This window comes from Flagellimonas sp. L-11 (assembly GCF_056857735.1).
The window spans coordinates 53,370-74,140 of sequence record NZ_JBSXNR010000072.1 but is presented as its reverse complement, the minus strand read 5'-3'; the positions used below and the strand labels follow the sequence as shown (position 1 = coordinate 74,140).

19 protein-coding genes are annotated in these 20,771 nt (G+C 42.7%); 7 read left to right on the top strand and 12 right to left on the bottom strand.

Annotated elements, in window-relative coordinates:
* Nucleotides 1-2: 2 nt before the first annotated feature.
* Nucleotides 3-770 (bottom strand): TatD family hydrolase, encoded by a 768-nt coding sequence (locus AC13CC_RS14040; protein ID WP_326277026.1) that lies wholly within the window; start codon nucleotides 768-770, stop codon nucleotides 3-5.
* Between the two features lie 125 nt (nucleotides 771-895).
* On the opposite strand from AC13CC_RS14040, the gene AC13CC_RS14035 reads away from it, so the two are divergent.
* The gene (locus AC13CC_RS14035; protein ID WP_326277025.1) at nucleotides 896-1,336 is read left to right on the top strand and encodes a retropepsin-like aspartic protease; all 441 of its coding nucleotides are present in this window, start codon (nucleotides 896-898) and stop codon (nucleotides 1,334-1,336) included.
* Between the two features lie 53 nt (nucleotides 1,337-1,389).
* On the opposite strand, the gene odhB is transcribed toward AC13CC_RS14035, so the two are convergent.
* Together odhB and AC13CC_RS14025 are read right to left on the bottom strand one after the other, a co-directional pair.
* Complete coding sequence (gene odhB, locus AC13CC_RS14030) at nucleotides 1,390-2,610, bottom strand: 2-oxoglutarate dehydrogenase complex dihydrolipoyllysine-residue succinyltransferase (RefSeq protein WP_326277024.1); 1,221 nt, start codon at nucleotides 2,608-2,610, stop codon at nucleotides 1,390-1,392.
* Nucleotides 2,611-2,632: 22 nt separating this feature from the next.
* The gene (locus AC13CC_RS14025) at nucleotides 2,633-5,431 is read right to left on the bottom strand and encodes a 2-oxoglutarate dehydrogenase E1 component (protein ID WP_482877650.1); all 2,799 of its coding nucleotides are present in this window, start codon (nucleotides 5,429-5,431) and stop codon (nucleotides 2,633-2,635) included.
* A gap of 209 nt (nucleotides 5,432-5,640) precedes the next feature.
* On the opposite strand from AC13CC_RS14025, the gene AC13CC_RS14020 reads away from it, so the two are divergent.
* The gene (locus tag AC13CC_RS14020; protein ID WP_326277022.1) at nucleotides 5,641-6,741 is read left to right on the top strand and encodes an acyltransferase family protein; all 1,101 of its coding nucleotides are present in this window, start codon (nucleotides 5,641-5,643) and stop codon (nucleotides 6,739-6,741) included.
* A gap of 7 nt (nucleotides 6,742-6,748) precedes the next feature.
* Here the strand turns inward: AC13CC_RS14020 and AC13CC_RS14015 are convergent, their stop codons facing one another.
* Genes AC13CC_RS14015 through AC13CC_RS14005 form a run of 3 tightly spaced genes read right to left on the bottom strand, consistent with a single transcriptional unit; the run spans nucleotide 6,749 to nucleotide 9,321 of the window.
* Nucleotides 6,749-7,105 carry a hypothetical protein gene (locus AC13CC_RS14015; protein ID WP_326277021.1) on the bottom strand — a complete coding sequence of 119 codons (357 nt, stop codon included), beginning with the start codon at nucleotides 7,103-7,105 and terminating at the stop codon, nucleotides 6,749-6,751.
* A 36-nt stretch (nucleotides 7,106-7,141) separates the two neighbouring features.
* Nucleotides 7,142-8,164: a UDP-glucose 4-epimerase GalE gene (galE, locus tag AC13CC_RS14010; RefSeq protein WP_326277020.1), complete on the bottom strand. Its 1,023-nt coding sequence runs from the start codon at nucleotides 8,162-8,164 to the stop codon at nucleotides 7,142-7,144.
* 2 nt (nucleotides 8,165-8,166) lie between these two features.
* Nucleotides 8,167-9,321 carry a DegT/DnrJ/EryC1/StrS family aminotransferase gene (locus AC13CC_RS14005; protein WP_326277019.1) on the bottom strand — a complete coding sequence of 385 codons (1,155 nt, stop codon included), beginning with the start codon at nucleotides 9,319-9,321 and terminating at the stop codon, nucleotides 8,167-8,169.
* 83 nt (nucleotides 9,322-9,404) lie between these two features.
* Here AC13CC_RS14005 and AC13CC_RS14000 point away from each other — a divergent pair, with 83 nt between their 5' ends.
* The 3 genes from AC13CC_RS14000 to AC13CC_RS13990 all read left to right on the top strand — a co-directional run bounded on the left by AC13CC_RS14000 (nucleotide 9,405) and on the right by AC13CC_RS13990 (nucleotide 12,327).
* A complete protein-coding gene (locus AC13CC_RS14000; protein WP_326277126.1) occupies nucleotides 9,405-10,646 on the top strand; it encodes a 3-deoxy-D-manno-octulosonic acid transferase in 1,242 nt (413 codons plus the stop codon).
* A 34-nt stretch (nucleotides 10,647-10,680) separates the two neighbouring features.
* Nucleotides 10,681-12,072 carry a sugar porter family MFS transporter gene (locus tag AC13CC_RS13995; protein ID WP_326277018.1) on the top strand — a complete coding sequence of 464 codons (1,392 nt, stop codon included), beginning with the start codon at nucleotides 10,681-10,683 and terminating at the stop codon, nucleotides 12,070-12,072.
* A 105-nt stretch (nucleotides 12,073-12,177) separates the two neighbouring features.
* Nucleotides 12,178-12,327, top strand: a complete 150-nt coding sequence (locus AC13CC_RS13990; protein WP_326277017.1) for a hypothetical protein — start codon at nucleotides 12,178-12,180, stop codon at nucleotides 12,325-12,327.
* On the opposite strand, the gene AC13CC_RS13985 is transcribed toward AC13CC_RS13990, so the two are convergent.
* The 4 genes from AC13CC_RS13985 to AC13CC_RS13970 all read right to left on the bottom strand — a co-directional run bounded on the left by AC13CC_RS13985 (nucleotide 12,324) and on the right by AC13CC_RS13970 (nucleotide 15,568).
* Nucleotides 12,324-12,950 (bottom strand): hypothetical protein, encoded by a 627-nt coding sequence (locus tag AC13CC_RS13985; RefSeq protein WP_326277016.1) that lies wholly within the window; start codon nucleotides 12,948-12,950, stop codon nucleotides 12,324-12,326. The genes AC13CC_RS13990 and AC13CC_RS13985 overlap by 4 nt on opposite strands.
* A 48-nt stretch (nucleotides 12,951-12,998) precedes the next feature.
* Entirely contained in the window at nucleotides 12,999-13,298 is a 300-nt protein-coding gene (locus AC13CC_RS13980; RefSeq protein WP_293167158.1) for an HPF/RaiA family ribosome-associated protein, read from the bottom strand.
* 79 nt (nucleotides 13,299-13,377) lie between these two features.
* Entirely contained in the window at nucleotides 13,378-14,697 is a 1,320-nt protein-coding gene (locus AC13CC_RS13975; RefSeq protein WP_482877646.1) for an ATP-dependent 6-phosphofructokinase, read from the bottom strand.
* Nucleotides 14,698-14,776: 79 nt separating this feature from the next.
* Nucleotides 14,777-15,568, bottom strand: a complete 792-nt coding sequence (locus AC13CC_RS13970; protein WP_482877645.1) for a universal stress protein — start codon at nucleotides 15,566-15,568, stop codon at nucleotides 14,777-14,779.
* Nucleotides 15,569-15,764: 196 nt separating this feature from the next.
* On the opposite strand from AC13CC_RS13970, the gene AC13CC_RS13965 reads away from it, so the two are divergent.
* Nucleotides 15,765-16,733, top strand: coding sequence for an ROK family protein (locus AC13CC_RS13965; RefSeq protein ID WP_326277013.1), 969 nt, complete (start codon nucleotides 15,765-15,767; stop codon nucleotides 16,731-16,733).
* Between the two features lie 202 nt (nucleotides 16,734-16,935).
* Nucleotides 16,936-17,664, top strand: a complete 729-nt coding sequence (locus AC13CC_RS13960) for an energy transducer TonB (protein ID WP_326277012.1) — start codon at nucleotides 16,936-16,938, stop codon at nucleotides 17,662-17,664.
* A gap of 39 nt (nucleotides 17,665-17,703) precedes the next feature.
* Here AC13CC_RS13960 and AC13CC_RS13955 read toward each other — a convergent pair whose 3' ends face one another.
* Together AC13CC_RS13955 and AC13CC_RS13950 are read right to left on the bottom strand one after the other, a co-directional pair.
* On the bottom strand, nucleotides 17,704-18,906 hold the full coding sequence (locus tag AC13CC_RS13955; protein WP_482877644.1) for a succinylglutamate desuccinylase/aspartoacylase family protein: 1,203 nt from the start codon (nucleotides 18,904-18,906) through the stop codon (nucleotides 17,704-17,706).
* Nucleotides 18,907-18,908: 2 nt separating this feature from the next.
* Nucleotides 18,909-20,753, bottom strand: a complete 1,845-nt coding sequence (locus AC13CC_RS13950) for a glutamate-cysteine ligase family protein (protein WP_326277010.1) — start codon at nucleotides 20,751-20,753, stop codon at nucleotides 18,909-18,911.
* Between the last annotated feature and the right edge of the window lie 18 nt (nucleotides 20,754-20,771).

Below are 20,771 nucleotides of genomic sequence, written 5' to 3'. Positions count from 1 at the left end.
GATCAAATTCCGAATATGTCTTTGGAGTTTTCCGTGGTGATTGCCGCGATTTCCTCCTCGGGCATACCATAAAGGGATGAAAGTTTTTCCAACACCTTAACTATATAAGAGCTTTCATTTCGTTTTCCACGATATGGGGCGGGTGCCAAATAAGGCGCATCGGTTTCCAAAACAATATGTTTTAGGTCGATTTGATTCAAAAATTGGTCGATTTTTCCATTTTTGAAGGTAGCCACTCCCCCAATACCCAGTTTCATATTATAAGACATAGCTTGATGGGCCTGTTCCAAGCTTCCAGTAAAGCAATGGAAAATCCCAAAGAGCCCCTCCCCTTTTTCTTGTTCCAACACTTCGAACACCTCATCAAAAGCATCGCGACAATGGATCACTATCGGCAATTGATGCTTTTTCGCCAACCGAATCTGATAAGCAAAAGCCTCTTGTTGTTCTTTCAAAAGGGTTTTGTCCCAATACAGGTCCACCCCAATTTCACCCACGGCATAGAATTTTCGTTTGGACAGCCACTCTTCCACTTGGGCCAACTCTTCCTTATAGTTTTCCTTGACATGGGTGGGATGCAGGCCCATCATCAAAAAAACATTATTGGGATAATTGGCCTCCAAATCCAGCATGGACTGCGTATACGTGGAATCAATAGCCGGAATAAAAAAACGTTCCACTCCCGCATTCAGGGCACGTTGCATCATTTCACTTCTATCCTCGTCAAAGGCTTCACTATATAAATGGGTATGGGTATCCGTAATAATCATATCGCAAAAATAGGTTTATCTTAGACGTCCCAAAACTTTGTTTCCAAATATACACATAGATGCTTCGACGGAGCCAGTCTTGAGCGAAGTCGAAAGGCTCAGCATGACATCTCTCAATTAATAATATGGCATCACTAAAAAAATTCCTCAAAAACAAGGATTACATTACAATACCTTTGGTATTGACCGAAACCAACCACTTTGAACTCGCAGCAACCATCAATGGTGTTACGGGCAAGTTTATTTTGGACACGGGCGCCTCCAATACCTGCGTGGGGATGGACAAAATCGAATTTTTTGAAATGGCCTCGGAAGCTACGGACATTAAAGCGGCCGGCGCCGGGGCCACGGAAATGGAAACTCTGATCTCAAACAAAAACAAAATCCAGATTGGGGATTGGAAAAAGAAAAAGCAGAAAGTCGTACTTTTTGACCTCTCCCATGTGAACCAAGCCCTGACAAGCCATAACGCAATGCCCGTGGATGGCATTATTGGTGCCGATGTGCTCAAAAAAGGAAAGGCCGTAATCGATTACAATAAAAAATGCCTCTACTTAAAAAAGTAAAGGCATTTGTGTCAGTTCGAGCGTAGTCGAGAACCTCTCGATTGCAAATTATTTTACAATTCCAACGCTTTTTTCACGTTTCCGTCCATCAACAATTCTTCTGGACTTTCCAAAGCTTCTTTTACAGCGACCAAGAATCCTACGGATTCCTTACCATCGATAATTCTGTGGTCGTAAGAAAGCGCAACGTACATTACAGGTGCAATGGCAATGGCACCGTCCCTAACAATGGCACGTTCCACAATGTTGTGCATCCCCAAAATACCGCTTTGTGGTGGGTTGATGATCGGAGTGGACAACATGGAACCGAATACACCCCCGTTGGTTATGGTAAAGGTACCTCCTGTCATTTCATCCACGGTGATCTCACCTTCCCTGGCACGGATGGCCAATCGTTTTACTTCGGATTCGACACCTCTGAAGGTCAAGTTCTCCGCATTTCGGATTACGGGAACCATCAAACCTTTTGGTCCTGAAACCGCAATACTGATATCGCAGAATTCGTAGGTGATCATTTCCTTACCATCGATCATGGAGTTAACGGCAGGGTACATTTGCAAGGCACGAATTACTGCTTTCGTAAAGAAAGACATAAATCCAAGACTTACCCCGTGCTTTTCCTTGAACGCTTCTTTGTACTGTTTACGCAGTTCGAAGATGGCGGACATATCCACTTCGTTGAAGGTAGTCAGCATCGCGGTCTCGTTCTTTGCAGACACCAAGCGCTCGGCCACTTTTCTACGCAACATGGACAATTTGGAACGGCTTTCGCCACGGTTGCCGCCTGTTGGGGTTCCCATGGATGGCTTAGCTTTTACAGCATCATCCTTGGTGATGCGTCCATCACGCCCACTACCGGAAACGGATGAGGGCTCGATTCCTTTTTCGTCCAATATTTTCTTGGCCGCTGGGGATGGAGTCCCGGAAGCATAGGTTTCCTTTTTGGGCTCCTCTTTCTTAGATGCTTCTTCTTTAGGCGCTTCCTTTTTGGATTCCTCTTTTTTATCAGAACCACCAGATGAACCTTCAGGCTTTTCCGCACTTGTATCAATGAGGCAAACCACCTCGCCAACAGCTACTGCGTCTCCCACTTCGGCCTTAAGGGTAATAATACCGCTCGCCTCCGCAGGAAGCTCCAATGTTGCCTTATCCGAGTCCACCTCGGCTATGGCTTGGTCCTTCTCTACATAGTCCCCATCCTCAACCAACCAATCGGCGATTTCTACTTCTGTAATGGATTCCCCTGGTGAGGGAACTTTCATTTCTAAAACCATCTTATTGTAGTTTATACTTGTATTATCTTATTTGCATATTATCCTTACTCCTGTCAAAAACGTAGTCCAACACTTGGGCATGACGTCTTTTTGAACGCACGGCACTACCTGCGGCAGGCGCACCGTAGAATCTGCGTGATGCCACCCTAAATTGTTTGGCTTCATCCAAATGCATCAACATGTGGCTCCAAGCTCCCATGTTCCTTGGTTCTTCCTGGGCCCAAACGATATCGTCTGCATTTTTATATTTTTTGATGATGCTTCGCATTTCCTTGGCCGGCAATGGGAACAATTGTTCCACGCGCACCAAAGCCACATCATCTCTTTCAAGCTCTTCTCGTTTATCCAAAAGGTCATAGTAGAATTTACCCGTACAGAACACCAATGTCTTTACTTTGGCTGTTTTAGCTTCGGCATCGTCAATCACCATCTGGAAACTTCCATTGGCCATCTCCTCCTTGGTGGAAACCACCTTGGGATGCCTCAACAAACTCTTGGGCGTAAATACCACCAATGGCTTACGGAACTTGGCCTTCATTTGTCTACGGAACAAGTGGAACAGGTTCGCCGGGGTGGTCACATCTGCCACGTACATATTATCCTTGGCACAAAGTTGCAGGTACCGTTCCATACGCGCCGAAGAGTGTTCCGCTCCCTGACCTTCGTAACCATGTGGCAACAAAAGGACCAAGCCGTTCTGCAGTTTCCATTTGTCTTCCGCTGATGACAGATATTGGTCTATTATGATCTGGGCTCCATTACTGAAATCCCCAAACTGTGCTTCCCAAATGGTCAATGTCTTAGGGCTTGCCATGGCGTAACCATAATCAAATCCCATTACAGCGTATTCCGATAGCAGTGAGTTATAGATGTGGAACTTTCCATTTTGGTTGCCCCCCATCTCATTCAATAACACCACCTCTTCCTCGTGCATTTCCGTTTTGATGACGGCATGCCTGTGGGAGAAGGTTCCCCTTTCCACATCTTGGCCCGTCATGCGAACATCGTACCCTTCCTCGATCAATGACCCATAGGCCAAAAGTTCTCCCATGGCCCAATCGAGCTTGTTGTCCTCAAAATACATTTTATGGCGGCCTTCCACCAATCGTTCCAATTTTCTCAGGAATTTTTTATCCTCTGGAAGCTTGGTAATGCTTTGGGCAACCTCATCCAACTTTTTAAGGTCGTAGGTGGTGTCCATGGGTTTGAGCATCACCTCTTCGGTCACCTGCTCAAACCCTTCCCATTCATCTTGCATGAAAGGGGTTATTCTGGTCTTTTCGATTTTGCGGGAATCCAAAAGGTCCTCCTCAAGATCGTTCTTATATTTTTCTTCGAGTTCTTTTACGTAGTTCTCATCGATGACTCCTTCGGCAATCAATTTCTCTGCGTAAATATCCCTCGGGTTTTTATGCTTGGAAATGGATTTGTACAACAAGGGCTGTGTAAACTTGGGTTCATCACCTTCATTGTGGCCATACTTTCTATAGCCCAACAAATCCAAGAAAATATCACGCTTGTATCGCATCCTGTATTCCAGCGCAAAGGTCGTGGCATGCACCACAGCTTCGGCATCATCGGCATTTACATGGAGTACCGGCGAAAGGGTGACTTTCCCAACATCGGTACAATAGGTGGAGGATCTAGCATCCAAATAGTTGGTGGTAAACCCGATTTGGTTGTTCACAACAATGTGGATGGTACCGCCTGTGGTATACCCATCCAAACGGGCCATTTGAATCACTTCGTACACCACTCCCTGTGCAGCAAAAGCAGCATCTCCATGGATTAAAATCGGCAGTACTTCAGAGATTTCATCACTGTGATCACGATCTTGCTTGGCTCTGGCTATACCTTCAACAATGGAGTTTACGGTTTCCAGGTGCGAAGGGTTCGGGGCAATGTTCATATTGACCATTTTCCCTGAATCCGTCTCACGTTTAGAGGTCCATCCCAAGTGATATTTTACATCACCATCAAAGATGGTTTCCTCGTAATCCTTACCATCGAACTCGCTAAAGATATCCTTTGGCGATTTCCCGAAAATATTGGTCAGAACGTTCAAGCGCCCTCGGTGGGCCATACCCACCACAAATTGCTTTACGCCTTTGTCCGCCGCTTTTTCTACGATTACATCCAAAGCGGGAATCAATGATTCGCCACCTTCCAACGAAAATCGTTTTTGCCCCACATATTTGGTATGCAAAAAGCTCTCAAAAGAAACGGCCTCGTTTAATTTTCTAAGGATGTTTTTCTTTTCTTCCGCAGTATAATTGGGGTGGTTGTCGTTTTTGTTGAGCCAATCCTGAATCCATTGAATACGTTCCGGGGTACGGATATACATGTACTCCACTCCTATCGCATCACAATAAATACTCTCGAGGTGACGTATAATTTCCTTTAGGGGGGCTGGACCTATTCCAAGAATTTTTCCAGCATCAAAAACAGTCTCCAAGTCCCCTTCGGTCAGGCCAAAGTTGGCTATATCCAAGGTAGGGACATACTTTCTCCTTTCCCTTACAGGGTTTGTTTCGGTAAAAAGGTGTCCGCGGGAACGGTAACCATCAATAAGGCGTATAACCTGAAATTCCTTTTGAAGGGCTTCGGGCATTTCCACTTTCCTTCCATTGGAAAGCACCACCATTCCCCCTTTATCGGATTCAATCCCCAAATCTTCGAGGGAACCTTCCAAACCAAAATCAAATCCTTGAAAAAAAGCCCTCCAACTGGGCTCTATGGTATCTGGATTCGTTAGATATTTTTCGTATTGCTCCGCAAAAAACGAAGTGTGCGCAGCATTTAAAAATGAATATTTGTCCATTCTTTATGTTTCTCCAAAACTTTATGGAAAATTTTGTCAAAAATACGGGTTTTAGCATTTATATGCTTGCATTCCCCTTAATTTCTTATTCAAATTTACAACTAAATCACAGAATGGACAGGAAAGCGATAAAAATGAAATTTTTAACTGAATTTAACAGTATAAACTAAAAATAATTTAACTTGAACGCCCAGTTAAACCAACCAAACATGTCCAAACTTAAAAACAGATATCTTTCCTTGGATGTTTTCAGGGGTCTGGATGTCGCCTTGATGATCATTGTTAACTCACCAGGCAATGGATCCACCACTTTTGCGCCATTATTGCACGCCGACTGGAACGGATTTACATTGACCGACCTTGTTTTTCCCACTTTTTTGTTTGTGGTGGGAAATTCCATGAGTTTTAGCATGAAAAAGTATGAAAGCATGGGCAACCCTGCATTTTTTAAGAAGGTCCTGAAGCGAACTGCCATCATTTTTCTTTTGGGCTTTTTAATGTACTGGTACCCATTTTTTGATGACGGACAGTTAAAACCATTTTCGGAGACCAGGGTTTTCGGGGTTTTGCAACGTATTGCCTTGTGCTATATGTTCGCATCCATAATCCTTCACTTTGTAAAGGCCAAAACCGCTATATGGCTGAGCGCTGTCTTTTTAGTGGGCTACCATCTTATTTTAATTGGTTTTGGCGACCTTACCTTATCGGGAAATGCCGTTCTTAAACTGGATGAGTGGCTTATTGGAGCCGACCATATGTACCATGGCGAAGGCATTGCTTTTGATCCCGAGGGATTGTTGAGCACCCTTCCCGCCATTGTAAATGTGATTATTGGTTACCTGGCTGGTCGATTCATCCAAAACAACGGTCAAAATTTTGAGACCGTCGCCAAATTGATGATGTTCGGTTTTGCCCTGGTATTTGCGGGCTTGGCATGGGACCTTATTTTGCCCATCAACAAAAAATTGTGGACGAGTTCCTTTGTATTGCTCACTTGCGGTATTGACCTTTTTGCCATCGCTACGCTTATTTATATCTTGGATATGAAAAAGGCGAAAAGCTGGAGCTACTTTTTTGAAGTCTTCGGTAAAAACACCTTGTTTATTTATTTATTGTCGGAGTTATTTATAATTACTCTTTTTGCCATTGACCTCAACGGGGAATCGCTGTACCGATGGATTGCCGACAACATATTTATATCATGGTCAGGTGGCCACACGGGCTCATTATTATTTGCCCTTTGGATTATGCTGACTTGTTGGCTCGTGGGTTACTTTATGGACAAAAGAGGCATTTACGTGAAGGTCTGACCAAAGGTCAGCTGCTATATTTGGCTTTGTACCATACTTTTTGCCATTCCCTTTTCAATAATAAAAAAGATACCTCCGCCGAAATATCAACGACATCCGACGGAGTTATTTTTTTTACCTCGCTCTCTGCAATATCAACTACATATAATAGGTTGAGATACTCTGGGAATTTTTCCACGATCAAGTAATAAATCTTTTCGTGGATGGTGCTTTTTAGTTCTTCGGGAGATATATCCAAAGGGATATTGATGGGCACATTGGCCAATTCAAAATCTTTTTTGAGTTGTAGCAGTAGGTTTTGATAAAGTTGCTCCCGCTCTACGCCTTCGAGCAACTCCAAACTGTTGTTAAAATTGGGCAGCATACTCTATTTACGACCAAAATATACTTTAGGATTTTTTCAGTTTGAACTTCTTACGATTTTCTCCCATTCCCAAGCGGATTTCATGGCATCATCAAGGCTGGATTTAGCCTTCCAACCCAAAACTTTATTTGCCTTTTGGGTATCGGCATAGGCTTGGATCACGTCCCCTGGCCTTCTACCAACTATTTTGTAGTTCAACCTTTCTCCAGAAACGCGCTCAAAACTTTGGATAACTTCCAAAACGGAACTTCCTTTTCCGGTACCCAAGTTGAACACCTCGTAATTACTTTCGTTCCTGTCTTCCAAAAGACGTTGCAATGCTGCTACATGGGCCTTGGCCAAATCCACTACATGGATATAGTCCCTAATGCAAGTCCCATCTTCGGTTGGATAATCATCTCCAAAGACAGACAACTGTTCACGCAGACCGACACCTGTTTGCGTGATAAAGGGCACCAAATTCTGGGGCACTCCAATGGGAAGCTCTCCAATTTTACCGGAGGGATGGGCCCCAATAGGATTAAAGTATCGTAACGCGATGGCTTTCAACCCTGGATTTACCTTGCAGGTATCCCGAATAATTTCCTCGCCTACTTGCTTGGTGTTCCCATAGGGAGATTCTGCCGGCTTTACTGGAGCAGCCTCGGTAATGGGCATTTGATCCGCTTGGCCATAAACGGTGCATGAACTACTGAAGATAAAGTTTGACCCCCCTTTTTTCTTGAGCTCCTGAAGGATATAAACCAATACCCCAAGATTATTCTCATAATACAACAATGGTTCGGCCACACTCTCCCCGACCGCTTTGGAGGCCGCAAAATGAATTACTCCGGCAATATCGGCGTGCTTTTGAAAGAAATCTTGGACTTTTGGCTTGTCCCGAAGATCAAATTCTTCAAAAATGGGTCTTTTGCCCCTTATGGCTTCAATGCCATCCAAAACATCAATGGATGAGTTGGATAGGTTGTCCACCACCACTACCTCAAAACCTTCATTCTGCAATTCAACAACGGTATGGGATCCAATAAAGCCCAAACCACCAGTTACGAGTATTTTCATTATTATTTGTTTACGAAATCAATCACCAACTTGGTTATAAAATCAATTTGTTCATCATCCAACTCCGTGTGCATGGGGAGCGAAATAACCTCTTCCACCAATTGATTGGTCACAGGAAAATCTTCTTCATTGTAACGGTCATCCGCATAGGCTTTTTGCTTATGCAATGGAACTGGATAATATACACCACAAGGAACGTTGTTATCGTTTAGATGTTGTGCCAGACCGTCCCTCTTACCATTTGTAATCCGCAAAGTGTACTGATGGAACACATGGCAATCGCAAACACTTTTATCCGTTTCACAGCCGCAAGATATCTTTGGCGATATGATATGCTCCTGCCCTTTAAATGCCTTTGAATATTTTGATGCTGCCTCCCATCGTTTCTGGTTGTAAAAGTCCAATTTGGGCAGCTTTGCCCTTAAAACAGCAGCTTGAATGGAGTCCAACCTGGAGTTCACACCCACCACATCATGGTAATATCTTTTGTACATACCGTGGTTCACGATACCGCGAATGGTATGCGCCAAATCATCATCGTTGGTAAAAATGGCTCCACCATCGCCATAACAGCCCAAGTTTTTGGACGGAAAGAAAGAAGTGGCCCCTACATGCCCAATAGTCCCTGCCTTTTGTTTGGAACCATCTTTTGAGAAGTAGGATCCCCCAATGGCCTGTGCATTATCTTCAATCACATACAGATTGTGCTTTTTGGCCAAGGCCATGATCTCATCCATATCGGCGCACTGTCCAAATAAATGTACGGGCACGATGGCCTTTGTTTTTGGCGTAATGGCTTTTTCCATGGCTTTTACATCAATATTGAAAGTATCGGGTTCCACATCCACCAAAACTGGAGTCAATTGTAAAAGACCTATCACCTCAACCGTGGCGGCAAAAGTAAAGTCGGCCGTAATTACCTCATCTCCTGGTTTCAACCCGAGCCCCATCATGCAAATTTGAAGGGCATCGGTTCCGTTGGCACAGGGGATAACATGTTTTACGTCCAAATATTCCTCTAATTCATTTTGAAAAGCGTGCACGTGGGGCCCATTTATAAATGCCGAAGAATCCAAGATTTCCGAAATGGCATCGTTGACCTCGGTTTTTATACCTTCATATTGACCTTTTAGGTCAACCATCTGTATTTTTTTCATCCAAATAAATTAATACGTCAAAATTAAGAAATTAAGATGCTATAATGGTCTCTGACCGAAAGAATGTATTTTAGCGAAAAATGATGCCCTTGCGTTTTCTTTACAACATCCTGATCAACATAGCTTGGCTTGGCCTAAATGTAATTGCCCTTTTCAATGCCAAGATCAAATTGTTCGTTCAGGGCAGAAAGTTAACTTTTCCCACCCTTGAGGATAAGTTCGATTCCGAAGACAGAACTATTTGGATGCATGTGGCCTCCCTGGGCGAATTTGAACAAGGGCTGCCCATTTTGGAAAGATTACGCTCCAAATATCCCGACCACAAACTGGTTCTGAGCTTTTTCTCCCCTTCTGGTTATGAGGTGAAAAAGAATTCTTTGGCTGCAGATCTGGTGGTGTATCTGCCCATGGACAGCAACTCCAAGGTAAAGCGATTTTTAAACCTTGTAAATCCAGAGTTGGCCATTTTTGTAAAGTACGAGGTTTGGCCCAATTATCTGTATCACCTTAAAAAAAGGAACATTCCCACTATTTTGGTATCGGCCATTTTTTCGGGTAGACAGATTTATTTTAAGCCTTATGGCGGGTTTATGCGAAAGAGCCTCGGGAAATTCGACCATTATTTTGTTCAAGATAAAAACTCCAAAAAGCTGTTGGAATCCATCGGATTTACAACTAGTAGCATTAGCGGGGACACTCGTTTGGACCGGGTTTCAGAAATTTTGGAACGCAACAATCAATTGGATTTCATGGATCGTTTCAAAAACAACCAACTTTGCTTGGTAGCGGGCAGTACTTGGCCCGAAGATGAAGAGATACTCATCAACTACATCAACAACAGTAAGGAAAAGGTGAAATTTGTAATCGCCCCTCACGAAATAAAACCTGCCCATATTGAGAAAATCACCTCGTCCCTTCAAAAAAGGACGGTACTTTATTCCACGATGGGCAATCAAAATTTAAAGGAGTTCGATGTACTTGTGGTGGACACCATTGGCCTGTTGACCAAAATATACAGTTATGCCAACATTGCCTACGTAGGGGGCGGTTTTGCCACGGGACTCCACAACACCATGGAACCTGCTGTTTTTGGAATTCCCATCATCATCGGGCCACAATTTGAAGGCTTTAAGGAAGCAGAGGATCTTGTTAACGAAGGTGGTATACTGCCCATTTCGAGCAAAGATAGTTTTGACGATTTGGTGATCGACCTTTTGAACAACCCCGTTTCCATTAAAAATATTGGAGCAATCAACTCCAATTATATCAATTCCAACAGAGGTGCTGCCGATTTGATCATGAAACACATTTCCAAGATTATGTAAATTTTGGTTAGCTTTAGCAAAATTCACCTTTTATATGGACAAGCGTATTTTTAGAATTTCATTGACAGCAGCCCTAGCGGGCTTTTTGTTTGGGTTTGATACCGTTGTTATTTCCGGTGCCAACCAGCCCATAAAGGAAATATGGGACACCAACTGGTTTTTGGGCGATTCCATTTTTACTTTCCACGGCATCTTTATAATGTCCATGGCGCTTTGGGGAACCGTTCTGGGTTCGCTTTTTGGAGGTATCCCAACCGACCGTTTGGGAAGAAAAAAGACCTTGTTCTGGATAGGTGTACTTTATTTTGTATCGGCGATGGGTTCGGCCTTTGCTCCCGAACCTTATAGTTTTTCACTCTTTAGGTTTATTGGGGGGATCGGCGTAGGGGCCTCATCGGTGGCCGCACCGGTTTATATCTCCGAGATTTCCACGGCCCAAACACGGGGTAGGTTAACGGCCATGTACCAGTTCAATATTGTTTTTGGCATCTTGATCGCCTTTATATCCAACTATTTTATCGGGATTGTTTTTGATGAAAGCATAGCTTGGCGATGGATGTTGGGCATTGAAGGGCTTCCCGCTTTGATCTACACCTTTATGGTGTTCAAAATACCGAACAGCCCACGGTGGTTGTTAATGAAGGACCGAGCAGACGCTGTGGTCATCGAATCCATTACTTTATTGGGCATTGCAAAAGACAAGGCCTCCATTCATCTGGAACAAATTAAAGTTGCCTTAGTGGAAACCACGGAAAAACAAAAGGAAAGTTTATTCTCTGGAAAGTACAACAAACCGCTGGCCCTAGCTTTTCTGATTGCTTTCTTCAATCAACTTTCGGGAATCAACTTTGTACTGTACTACGCCCCTGAAATTTTGGAACGTGCAGGTCTCGCTTCCGGTGAATCGCTCTTTAGTTCCATATCCATCGGCATCATTAACCTGATATTCACCTTTGTGGGCATATCCCTGATCGATAAATTGGGGCGAAAGCAATTAATGTACATTGGTTCCATTGGTTATATTGTGAGTTTGGCCATGGTGGGCTGGTGTTTCTATTCGGGAGCCAGTTCCGTGCTGCTGCTCACCTTTATCTTAGTTTTTATCGCCTCACATGCCATTGGCCAAGGTGCGGTGATTTGGGTGTTCATCTCGGAAATATTCCCGAACAAGGTTAGGTCTTACGGACAATCTTGGGGCACTGGGACCCATTGGGTATTCGCTGCACTTATTACTTTGCTCACCCCTACCTTTTTAGATGCCGAAATTGGGATTTTCAAGGATAACCCTTGGCCCATTTTCATCTTCTTTGCCTTTATGATGGTACTTCAATTAATATGGGTAGCATTCATGATGCCAGAGACCAAGGGAATCTCTTTGGAGGAGTTGGGAAAACTCCTCAGTCGAAAGAAACAAAGGCCCAATTGATTGGTTTACAGCATACGGCTAAAAACAATCCGTTAATCGAATAGTGAGCCAGCCAATAAAGGAAATACGCAAATAATTCCTTAAATTGATGGAAATTACACTATTATGGCAGATGAAATTAGTTTTGGAAATAAACTTATAGTCGGTTTTTTACGAATTATGGTCTTTGTGTTGATTGTAATATTGATAGCGATTCCTATTTTGATCGCATTGGACTTTTTGGGAGTCTTGGATGCGATAGGCCTATCTTCTTAAAATATTACATCTTCCTCCCCCATTGATTTTGTCACCAACTTTATGTAAGAGTCTATGGTCCTGTCTATATTTTTGGGTTCTGTGACATCCACTTCGCCCCTCCAAATCAATTCTATCTCTTTTCCAATGCATATACAGTAGAGAGAGGTCTCTGAATGGTATATATTGAAAGTATCATAGTATTCGGGGTCGTAATAGATTTCTTGATGTTCCAAATAATCCGTACTGAACCTTACAAACATTTTATCCACTTCGTTGATGTGCTCCCTAAATGTTCGTCGATTCTCTGTCCCAACAACCTTGGTGACCAGAATGGCATCGAACCCCTTATCCAATAATTGCTGTTCTACCTCGGCCAATTCCTCTTCCGACCTTTTGGAAGAGGTGAATTCCACATCAAAAAGATCAATACTACGCACGGCATCCACTCCCTGATCCTTCAACGCTTCGGCAAATCTGGTTTCAAACTCCATTCTGGTATTATCGTCTTGTGACATGCCCACCACCAGTACTTGGTATGCGTCAAAAAGCACTATATCCGGGTTCTTCCAAGTGCTGACCAACCGGGTTGAGGAGCACCCCATTAGAAGCAATAAACTGATGCCGATTAATTTAAGTTTCATTTTGGTGTTTTTTAAAAGATCTGGATGCAACAAAGATCTTGATTTCTATTAACGGGTATCGAAGGTAGCTTGCCTTTTTTCAAGTTGCCTTCTTAAATCCTCAACGGTTTGGGACATGGATTTCTCAAAATCGTCGGTATCCGATTTGGCAAATATTCTCGGGCCAGGAGCACTCAGTTCAATTTCACAGATCTTGCCTTCTCCAGTTTTATCGTTTTCCGTTTTAAACAATACATTGGCCTTGATCAACCAACTGTATTTTTGCTCCAAACTTTCCAGTTTTTTCATTAATAGTTGGGTCAACGACTCACTGGTCTTCATCTTTTGATATTGAACATGTACTTCCATGATTACTGTTTTGATTATACTCAAATCTATGACTACTATCGATAAAATTTAATGACAATTGTCAGTTAAAAACCAATTCTTATCCCAAGAAAAATGGTTGACCTGTGCTTTGCAGTACAGAGAACCAGAACTCGCCTTCCAAATCAATTTTTTTTCTCTTTTTTGTGACTTCGGCAACAGGCAAGTACACATAACGGTTGTTTATCCTACTGGCGACAAACTTGGTTTTTCCTGCCATGGCTCCATGAACGGCATGATAGGCCAGTCCACTGCAATAAACACTATCGCTGGAGTTGGCAGGGGCACACCGCACAATATAGCTAGGATCGATGTACTTAATGGTCACTGGACTTTTTCCTTTAAAATATGCTGTGATTTTTTCCTTTAGGAAAACACCGATATCCTCGTGCTGTACATTGCCCGATGCATCCTTCACCATCTTTCTGTCTTTAAAAAGTTGTTGTCCCGCGCCTTCGGCCACCACAATAACGGCATGTTTTTTTTCTTGTAGGCGCTTTTCCAAAACCTTTAAGAAACCTTCTTCACCCTCAAGGGAAAAATCCATTTCCGGAACAAGTACAAAATTAACTACGGGCATGGCCAAAGCGGCCGAAGCAGCAATAAAACCACTATCCCTGCCCATTAATTTGATAATGGATATTCCATTGTAAGCCCCTGTAGCTTCATTATGGGCATCGCGCAAAATGGGACTCGCTACGTCAAAAGCGGTCTGAAAGCCAAAGGATTCATCAATTAGGTCAATATCGTTGTCTATGGTCTTTGGAATTCCCACTACACTGATTTTGCCATTTCTTTTGGCAATTTCCCCACCAATGGCATTTACACCTTTCAAAGTTCCATCCCCTCCGATGGCAAATAGCATATCCACATGGTTTTTCTCAAGGGTATCCACCATTATAGACACGTCTTGTCCGCCTCTGGACGAGCCTAAAAAGGTGCCCCCAAATTGATGGATATCCTTTACCTTGTCCGGTGTCAATTCCACAAACTCGTGTCCTTTTTCAGGGTTTAGGCCTTCATAGCCATAGGGGATCCCAATAATTTTTTTAATCCCATAAAAATAGTGCAGGGCCATTACCAATCCACGGATCACATTGTTGATCCCCGGGCAAAGACCACCACAGGTAACTATTGCAGCAGTAGTGGTTTTGGCATCAAAAAAGATGTTTTGTCTTGGACCTGCTTTTTCCATACAAATAGGTGACTCCCCGTCATTTAAACATTGGTTGTAATATTGTACCGATGGGTCAAAAACCAATCTATCCGATTCACTTACAAAGTTGAATATGCGGTCTCCCTTAACGGTACTGAGCTCAAGGGGAGATGAATACTGAGGGGCCCCCAAACTTTCTATATCAAATCTATTGTTATCGTTCACTTTTATTGAATCTTAAAGATGTTCGGACAAACTGTAATGCAAACCTATCGGCAGCGACAGCATCTTCAAAGGTAAGGGTTTAATCCAGGGCCAAAACCGGTATCTCGGAGTGCAGGGTCAACAATTTTGTCAATCTTCCTTCCGAAGGTGAGCTTTTTTCGGCATGGTTACGGGGCAATATGGCTAACAGATCAATTTTTTTTTCGTTGATGTAATCCAAAATACCTTGTTCCACATCTTCATTTTTAGTGAAGGTATGATCGGCATAAAAGTGTTCCAAATAGTATTCCAACAGATTTTCATTGGAGTCTTTAATGGCTTCTTCATCAAAAACGGAATCCTTATAAATGGTAAGCACATGGACACGGGCATCAAAATCCCTGGCAATGTCCAATAGTGTTCCCAAGACGTTCTTGTCATCTATTTTTTCGCCACCCATTACCAAGGCAATGTTTTTGGGCTCTTTAATGGCGGTTCCATAAGGGATTGATATTACAGGGCAATTGGCCTCCAACACCAATTTCGATGTGTTTGTAATGGCCTCATCCGTAATTTTATCGCCCATAGTGCCCATCATGATCAAATCTGCGTTACTCTTTTCTTGGGCAGAAAGAATAGTGCCGATCACTTCGCCCGTATCGGTAGTGAATTCTGGATTCACTTTCAATTTTACATTGAAAGAGTCCAACACTTTTAAAAAATCCCTCTTTAATTTTTCACTATCGGATTCACTCATGGGCATAACACCTACATAAAGGCCCAAGATATTTATAGCTCTCTCTGTACCTACAAAATTGACCACATACTCCAAGGCGTTTACAGATGCCTCGGAAAAATCAAACGGAATTAATATTTTATTTAAACTGCTCATACCTATTTTATTTAATGATTTCAATTCTTGAACTCAAAAGTAGAACCGTGGCATGATCTAAAACATGACAGAAGTCAGGGTTTTCAAATTTTCCCTGATATTAGCAAAAAATCAGCGGTCATAAAAGTCAAGGAGGTTATTTTATTGCCTTCATAATAGTTATATTTAAAAGCCGTAAAATAATGTGACTTTAAATATGGATTTAGTAATCGGAATAGATATTGGTGGAACCAAAACCAAAATCGGATTGGTAGATGAAACTGGTGAATGCCACGAAAAAACCTTTTTTAGAACCAAGGAATTCCCAAACCTGGATGCTTACCTTGATAAAATAAAAGCTACTTCCGATGAGCTTTTGGCGCAGTTTGGAGAGCGTGCCAATGTAATAGGCTGCGGTATCGGCGCCCCTAATGCTTCCAGTAAAAACGGAACTATAGAGAATGCCAGTAACTTAGTGTGGAAAGGCAGCGTTCCCTTGGTTAAACTCCTAAAACAAAGAATGGACATGCCCATTCGCATAATGAACGACGCCAGTGCCGCCGCATTGGGCGAAATGCTATTTGGAGGTGCAAAAAACATGACCGATTTTATTGTAATTACACTTGGCACAGGTTTTGGCGCCGGAATAGTGGCCAATGGCCAACTTATTGATGGATATGATGGATTCGCAGGCGAATTGGGCCATGTGGACATGACCATGGGAGATGGCAGGTTGACCGGACTAGGCGTAAAAGGCGGGCTGGAGGCTTATGTATCCGCAACCGGATTAAAGCGAACCGTTATGTATATGCAGAGCAAATATTTGGTGGATAGTAGGTTTAGGAGTATCGCCTATAACGACCTCCACGGGGAGGACATTACCCAAGCCGCGGAAGAAGGGGACGAAATTGCCCTTAAAGCTTTTGACTATACGGCTCGAATTATGGCACAGGCGTTGGCCAACTTTACGGCATTTACACAACCCGAGGCATTTATTTTAATGGGCGGCCTCACCAATAGTGGCAAATGGATGATGACCCCTTTGGAAAAATACTTTAACGGTTTCCTTTTGGATGTGTACAAAGGAAAGGTGAAACTCCTACACTCCAGCATGGAGGGAAAAACCGCCGCTATTTGTGGGGCCGCTGCCCTTATCTGGGAAAACCAAAAAAAGAAAATTGTTTAAAAAACTAGCTTTTATTTAAAAAAAGGGGAATCCATGACAAGCACCACGCTGCCAAAAAATGATTTAGCCCATAATACCTGCCTAATACAAATATCAGTCATTCGGAAAACAAAGCAGTTTCAACCTGTATCCAAACCTGACCATTGTCATATTTTCTGATTTTGGAGAACGCTACCTTTAACATAGTTAAATAGTAGCAGTCATGAAACCAAAAAAGAACCCAAACGCAGAAATTGGACGCAACAGCAGTCTATATTTCATGATAGGACTTACTTCTGTGTTGTTCATGACATGGCAATCCTTTGAAGTAAAGTTCTATGAAGAGGAATCCAAAGTTTCGGAAGTTGTGCAGGTAACCGACGAACTTAAGGAAGATGTACCCATTACCGAAATAATCAGGACCGCACCACCCCCTCCCCCACCATCTGCACCTGATGTAATTGAAATTGTGGAGGATGTGGAAGATGTGAAAGAAACCGTGATTGAAAGTACCGAAAGTAGTCAAGAAACCTATATCGAGGATGTTGTGGTAAAAATCGAGGATGTTGAAGTTGAGGAAGTTGAGGAAGAAGTTGTAGTGCCCTTTGCAGTAATTGAATATGTTCCAGTATTCCCTGGATGCGAACATCTACAAACTCAAACAGAACGCAAAAATTGCTTTAACCAAAAAGTCCAGGAGCATATCAAAGCTAATTTCAATTATCCGCCATCGGCTTTGGAAATGGGTATAACGGGCAGGGTCCACGTACAGTTTGTAATCGATTCAAACGGCAGGGTAACCGGCATACAAAAAAGAGGCCCGGATAAGCTATTGGAAAAAGAAGCCGAACGCATTATTGCATCTTTGCCCAAAGTAAAACCGGGCGAACAACGCGGAAAAAAAGTAAGCGTAAAGTATAGCATACCTATAAACTTTGTAATGCAAAACTGAAACCCGAAGATAGGTCCAAGTCAATTTCTTGGGCCTTTTTTATTTTTTGAACCAAGCCGAACCCTTATATTCCCCAGATTTTGATGCGCTCTCCCTATTTTTGGCCACTAAATGGTTTTTATCCAATTTTCTTGCCCTGTAACCCAACAAGTGAAAAAAGGATTTGGTGAAAAAACGGGCCACCCTTTGGTCAACCATCAGGGTGTCTTTCTTATCCGTTTCCCATTCCACACCGGGCAATTTCACTAAAATATGGTCTACTTTGAACCTTCTTATTTTTTTGGACAACCACAACCAAAATTTAGGTATGGGTCTAATAAAATAAAAGCCCTCATTCCCTTGTTTTTGGTATAGGGGCATAAAAATCTGTCGTTTTTTGGTCGTTTTTAACACAACGGCATCAACAAGTGCCAAACTCTCGCCCTTTGACACTATTTGAAAATTGACAAAGCCCGGAAACATTTTAAAGGCAGTTTGCGAACCAATATCATACTGATGGTATATTTCGTAAAACTTATGCGATACCGTTCCCCATGCCGCTATTTTATTCCTTAATCGTTCCTTCTGCTGTTCCGAAAAATCAACGGACTGGGTCAATGCCAAGGAATAGCGAATAAACTCAATGCTGTTTTGTATGGCTACGCCATCATTATGTTGTCCACTTTCAAAACCAAGAGAAACATAGCCCAATTCATTGATATAGCTCAATAAAGCCCCTTTAAGATACTCCTCAATCCCCAGGATAATGGGCAATGGATAGTTGGATGCATACGTACGGTTGAGCAAACTATCGTTGAGTACCATAAAAGGAGGGGTATGGCTTGATGTTGTATGAAGATCCAAAAAATAAAAGGGAGGATTACTGTTTTTTAGGATGTCCTGTATCAACCGATAAAGCTGGTTCAGTTCGTTATCCTCGTTATGATGGGTTTCTTTATTCCCTACTATACGTTCTATCCGTTCTGGAAACCAAATCCTGTTCAGGTCCTCATCTTGAAAACGCTGCTTACTTTCCAGAGCGCCCAAGTTTCCAGAAATGGCATAAACTTCGCCGCTTATGCCAATTTTTTTTGTTCTGATTTCATTAAAAACAGCTTTTAAGGCAAAAACACCTGCTGTTTCGTTCCCATGAATACCTCCAAAAAAAACTACGGTCGGGCCACTCTTTATACCTTTGATATGATCTATGATTCTATCAACCCTTATTGTTTCATCCCATGCTATATTGTGAACTAAAGTCATAGCTACAAATCTACTTTACTTATGATTCCCACGATATGGGTGTCCACACAAATCGGCAAACATCCTATTTGGTGATCGTGCATCATTTTTCTTGCGGTTTCTATTTCAGTTCTGGGCTCTACGGTAATTACGTCTTTGACCATAATATCCGACACCTTAGCTTCTTTCTTGTCCAGTTTTTCGAACTTTTCGATATGGCTCCAGGTGAGCAGCCCCACCAATTCCCCTTTTCCATTTTCTACAGGAATATGGTGTATGTTGTTCCATTGCATAATGGCTATGGCCAAATTGGCATAATCATCTTCGTATAGCTTCATGAGCTTTGTGGACATGACCTGCCTTACCCATTGAAACGATTCCTTTGTTTTGGCCATTCCACTTATTGGTCTCCATTGATGGACGGGAGTTTGGGTCTCTTGGTTATTGTACATGGATTTGGTCAATTGTACAATGGCGCTGTCCAGCTTCATCTGTTTTTTAAGTTCCCTAAAATTTTTGATTTGCCACTCGGCCCCTGTGCCACTTTTCGTTCTTGCTTCAATTACGCCCAAAAGCCTATTAATATCCTTTTCATCAATATCGAATTTCCGCAATCCGTTGTAAGCTATGGGCAACAATACTTTTTTGACAATTTCTTTTGCCGTCATAGTCTTGTCCAACCATGAAAACACCGTGTGCCTTCCACTCATGGCGGCTCTAAAAAAGTTGAGCTTCGCCACCCTAAAGTCCATAACGTTGGGCATATCGTCATACGTTTCCGGCCTTCCCGCCATAAGCCCTACCCAAAATGCAAAATTGGCCATTTCATCGATTACTGTTGGGCCAGAGGGGATGTACCGGTTTTCAATTCGCAAATGCGGCTTTCCATTGCCCACTCCGTAGCATGGGCGGTTCCATCGGTACACTGTACTATTGAACAGGCTCAGTGCTTCCAATTTTGGGGTTTTTCCGTCCCGCAACACATGTAACGAACCTTTTGTTATGGGTTTTGTGAGTAAAATTCGGTGCGAGGAAATGTCTTGTTTAAAAATCTCGGCCACAGAATCCCTTTGCCAGTGCTCTCCAAAGCCTACCCTTGCCACTTGTTCCTTAACTGCCTTTGTCCAAACCCTGGTATCCAAACTTTGTTGGAACAGGGCTATTCTGGTCTCTCTCCAAAGTTCTTTTCCCAAAAGCAAAGGAGAATTGCAGCAAACTCCCAAAACAGGGCCCGAAATGGCCTGTGCCCAATTGTAACTTTTGATAAAGTCATCGGGGGGTATCTGCAAATGGAGTTGAAAACTGGTAGTACAGGCTTCAAAAAGTACCGAGTCGTGATGCAGTGAAAGTTCATCTGCCCCTTTGATCCTGAGCGAAAAATCATTCCCTCTCCAAGCCTTTAAAACTTCATTTATTCGGTAATACCGAGGTATCGGTGTCATAAAATCCATACCAAGCTCTTCCTTGCTTATGGTAGGGAGAATACCGGTCAAAATAATCATTACACCATGTTCATTTGCAGTTTCTTTCACCTTGTCCATCAATTTTCGTAGCTGCTGTTCCATTTTGGCAAAACAATCCTTCTCCAACGTATACGGATCGAGATTGGCCTCAATATTATATGTTGCAAATTCGGTGGTAAAGTGGTCGTCGTTAACCTCTTTGATGATTTCCATGGATTTGGGGGATGGCCTAAAATCACCATTTACAAGGCACATTTCCTGTTCGGCTCCAATCCTAACAATATCATTTTCGATCATACCTTCTGCAATCATTTGCTCCAAGGATTGGACGTCATCGATAAGATGTTGGACAAACGCTTTCCGTTCCTCTTCACTAAACGTACTTTTTCCGATATGTTCTCCCATTGAACTTAAGTTAATTGT

What these genes read in the sequence shown, in the direction of transcription:
- AC13CC_RS13980 (WP_293167158.1), bottom strand. Translation starts at nt 13,298, where the DNA reads ATGGAAGTACATGTTCAATATCAAAAGATGAAGACCAGTGAGTCGTTG.
- AC13CC_RS13965 (WP_326277013.1), top strand. Translation starts at nt 15,765, where the DNA reads ATGGATTTAGTAATCGGAATAGATATTGGTGGAACCAAAACCAAAATC.
- AC13CC_RS13985 (WP_326277016.1), bottom strand. Translation starts at nt 12,950, where the DNA reads ATGAAACTTAAATTAATCGGCATCAGTTTATTGCTTCTAATGGGGTGC.
- odhB (WP_326277024.1), bottom strand. Translation starts at nt 2,610, where the DNA reads ATGGTTTTAGAAATGAAAGTTCCCTCACCAGGGGAATCCATTACAGAA.
- AC13CC_RS13970 (WP_482877645.1), bottom strand. Translation starts at nt 15,568, where the DNA reads ATGAGCAGTTTAAATAAAATATTAATTCCGTTTGATTTTTCCGAGGCA.
- AC13CC_RS14020 (WP_326277022.1), top strand. Translation starts at nt 5,641, where the DNA reads ATGTCCAAACTTAAAAACAGATATCTTTCCTTGGATGTTTTCAGGGGT.
- AC13CC_RS14015 (WP_326277021.1), bottom strand. Translation starts at nt 7,105, where the DNA reads ATGCTGCCCAATTTTAACAACAGTTTGGAGTTGCTCGAAGGCGTAGAG.
- AC13CC_RS14005 (WP_326277019.1), bottom strand. Translation starts at nt 9,321, where the DNA reads ATGAAAAAAATACAGATGGTTGACCTAAAAGGTCAATATGAAGGTATA.
- AC13CC_RS14000 (WP_326277126.1), top strand. Translation starts at nt 9,405, where the DNA reads ATGCCCTTGCGTTTTCTTTACAACATCCTGATCAACATAGCTTGGCTT.
- galE (WP_326277020.1), bottom strand. Translation starts at nt 8,164, where the DNA reads ATGAAAATACTCGTAACTGGTGGTTTGGGCTTTATTGGATCCCATACC.
- AC13CC_RS13950 (WP_326277010.1), bottom strand. Translation starts at nt 20,753, where the DNA reads ATGGGAGAACATATCGGAAAAAGTACGTTTAGTGAAGAGGAACGGAAA.
- AC13CC_RS13990 (WP_326277017.1), top strand. Translation starts at nt 12,178, where the DNA reads ATGGCAGATGAAATTAGTTTTGGAAATAAACTTATAGTCGGTTTTTTA.
- AC13CC_RS14035 (WP_326277025.1), top strand. Translation starts at nt 896, where the DNA reads ATGGCATCACTAAAAAAATTCCTCAAAAACAAGGATTACATTACAATA.
- AC13CC_RS13995 (WP_326277018.1), top strand. Translation starts at nt 10,681, where the DNA reads ATGGACAAGCGTATTTTTAGAATTTCATTGACAGCAGCCCTAGCGGGC.
- AC13CC_RS13955 (WP_482877644.1), bottom strand. Translation starts at nt 18,906, where the DNA reads ATGACTTTAGTTCACAATATAGCATGGGATGAAACAATAAGGGTTGAT.
- AC13CC_RS14040 (WP_326277026.1), bottom strand. Translation starts at nt 770, where the DNA reads ATGATTATTACGGATACCCATACCCATTTATATAGTGAAGCCTTTGAC.
- AC13CC_RS13960 (WP_326277012.1), top strand. Translation starts at nt 16,936, where the DNA reads ATGAAACCAAAAAAGAACCCAAACGCAGAAATTGGACGCAACAGCAGT.
- AC13CC_RS14025 (WP_482877650.1), bottom strand. Translation starts at nt 5,431, where the DNA reads ATGGACAAATATTCATTTTTAAATGCTGCGCACACTTCGTTTTTTGCG.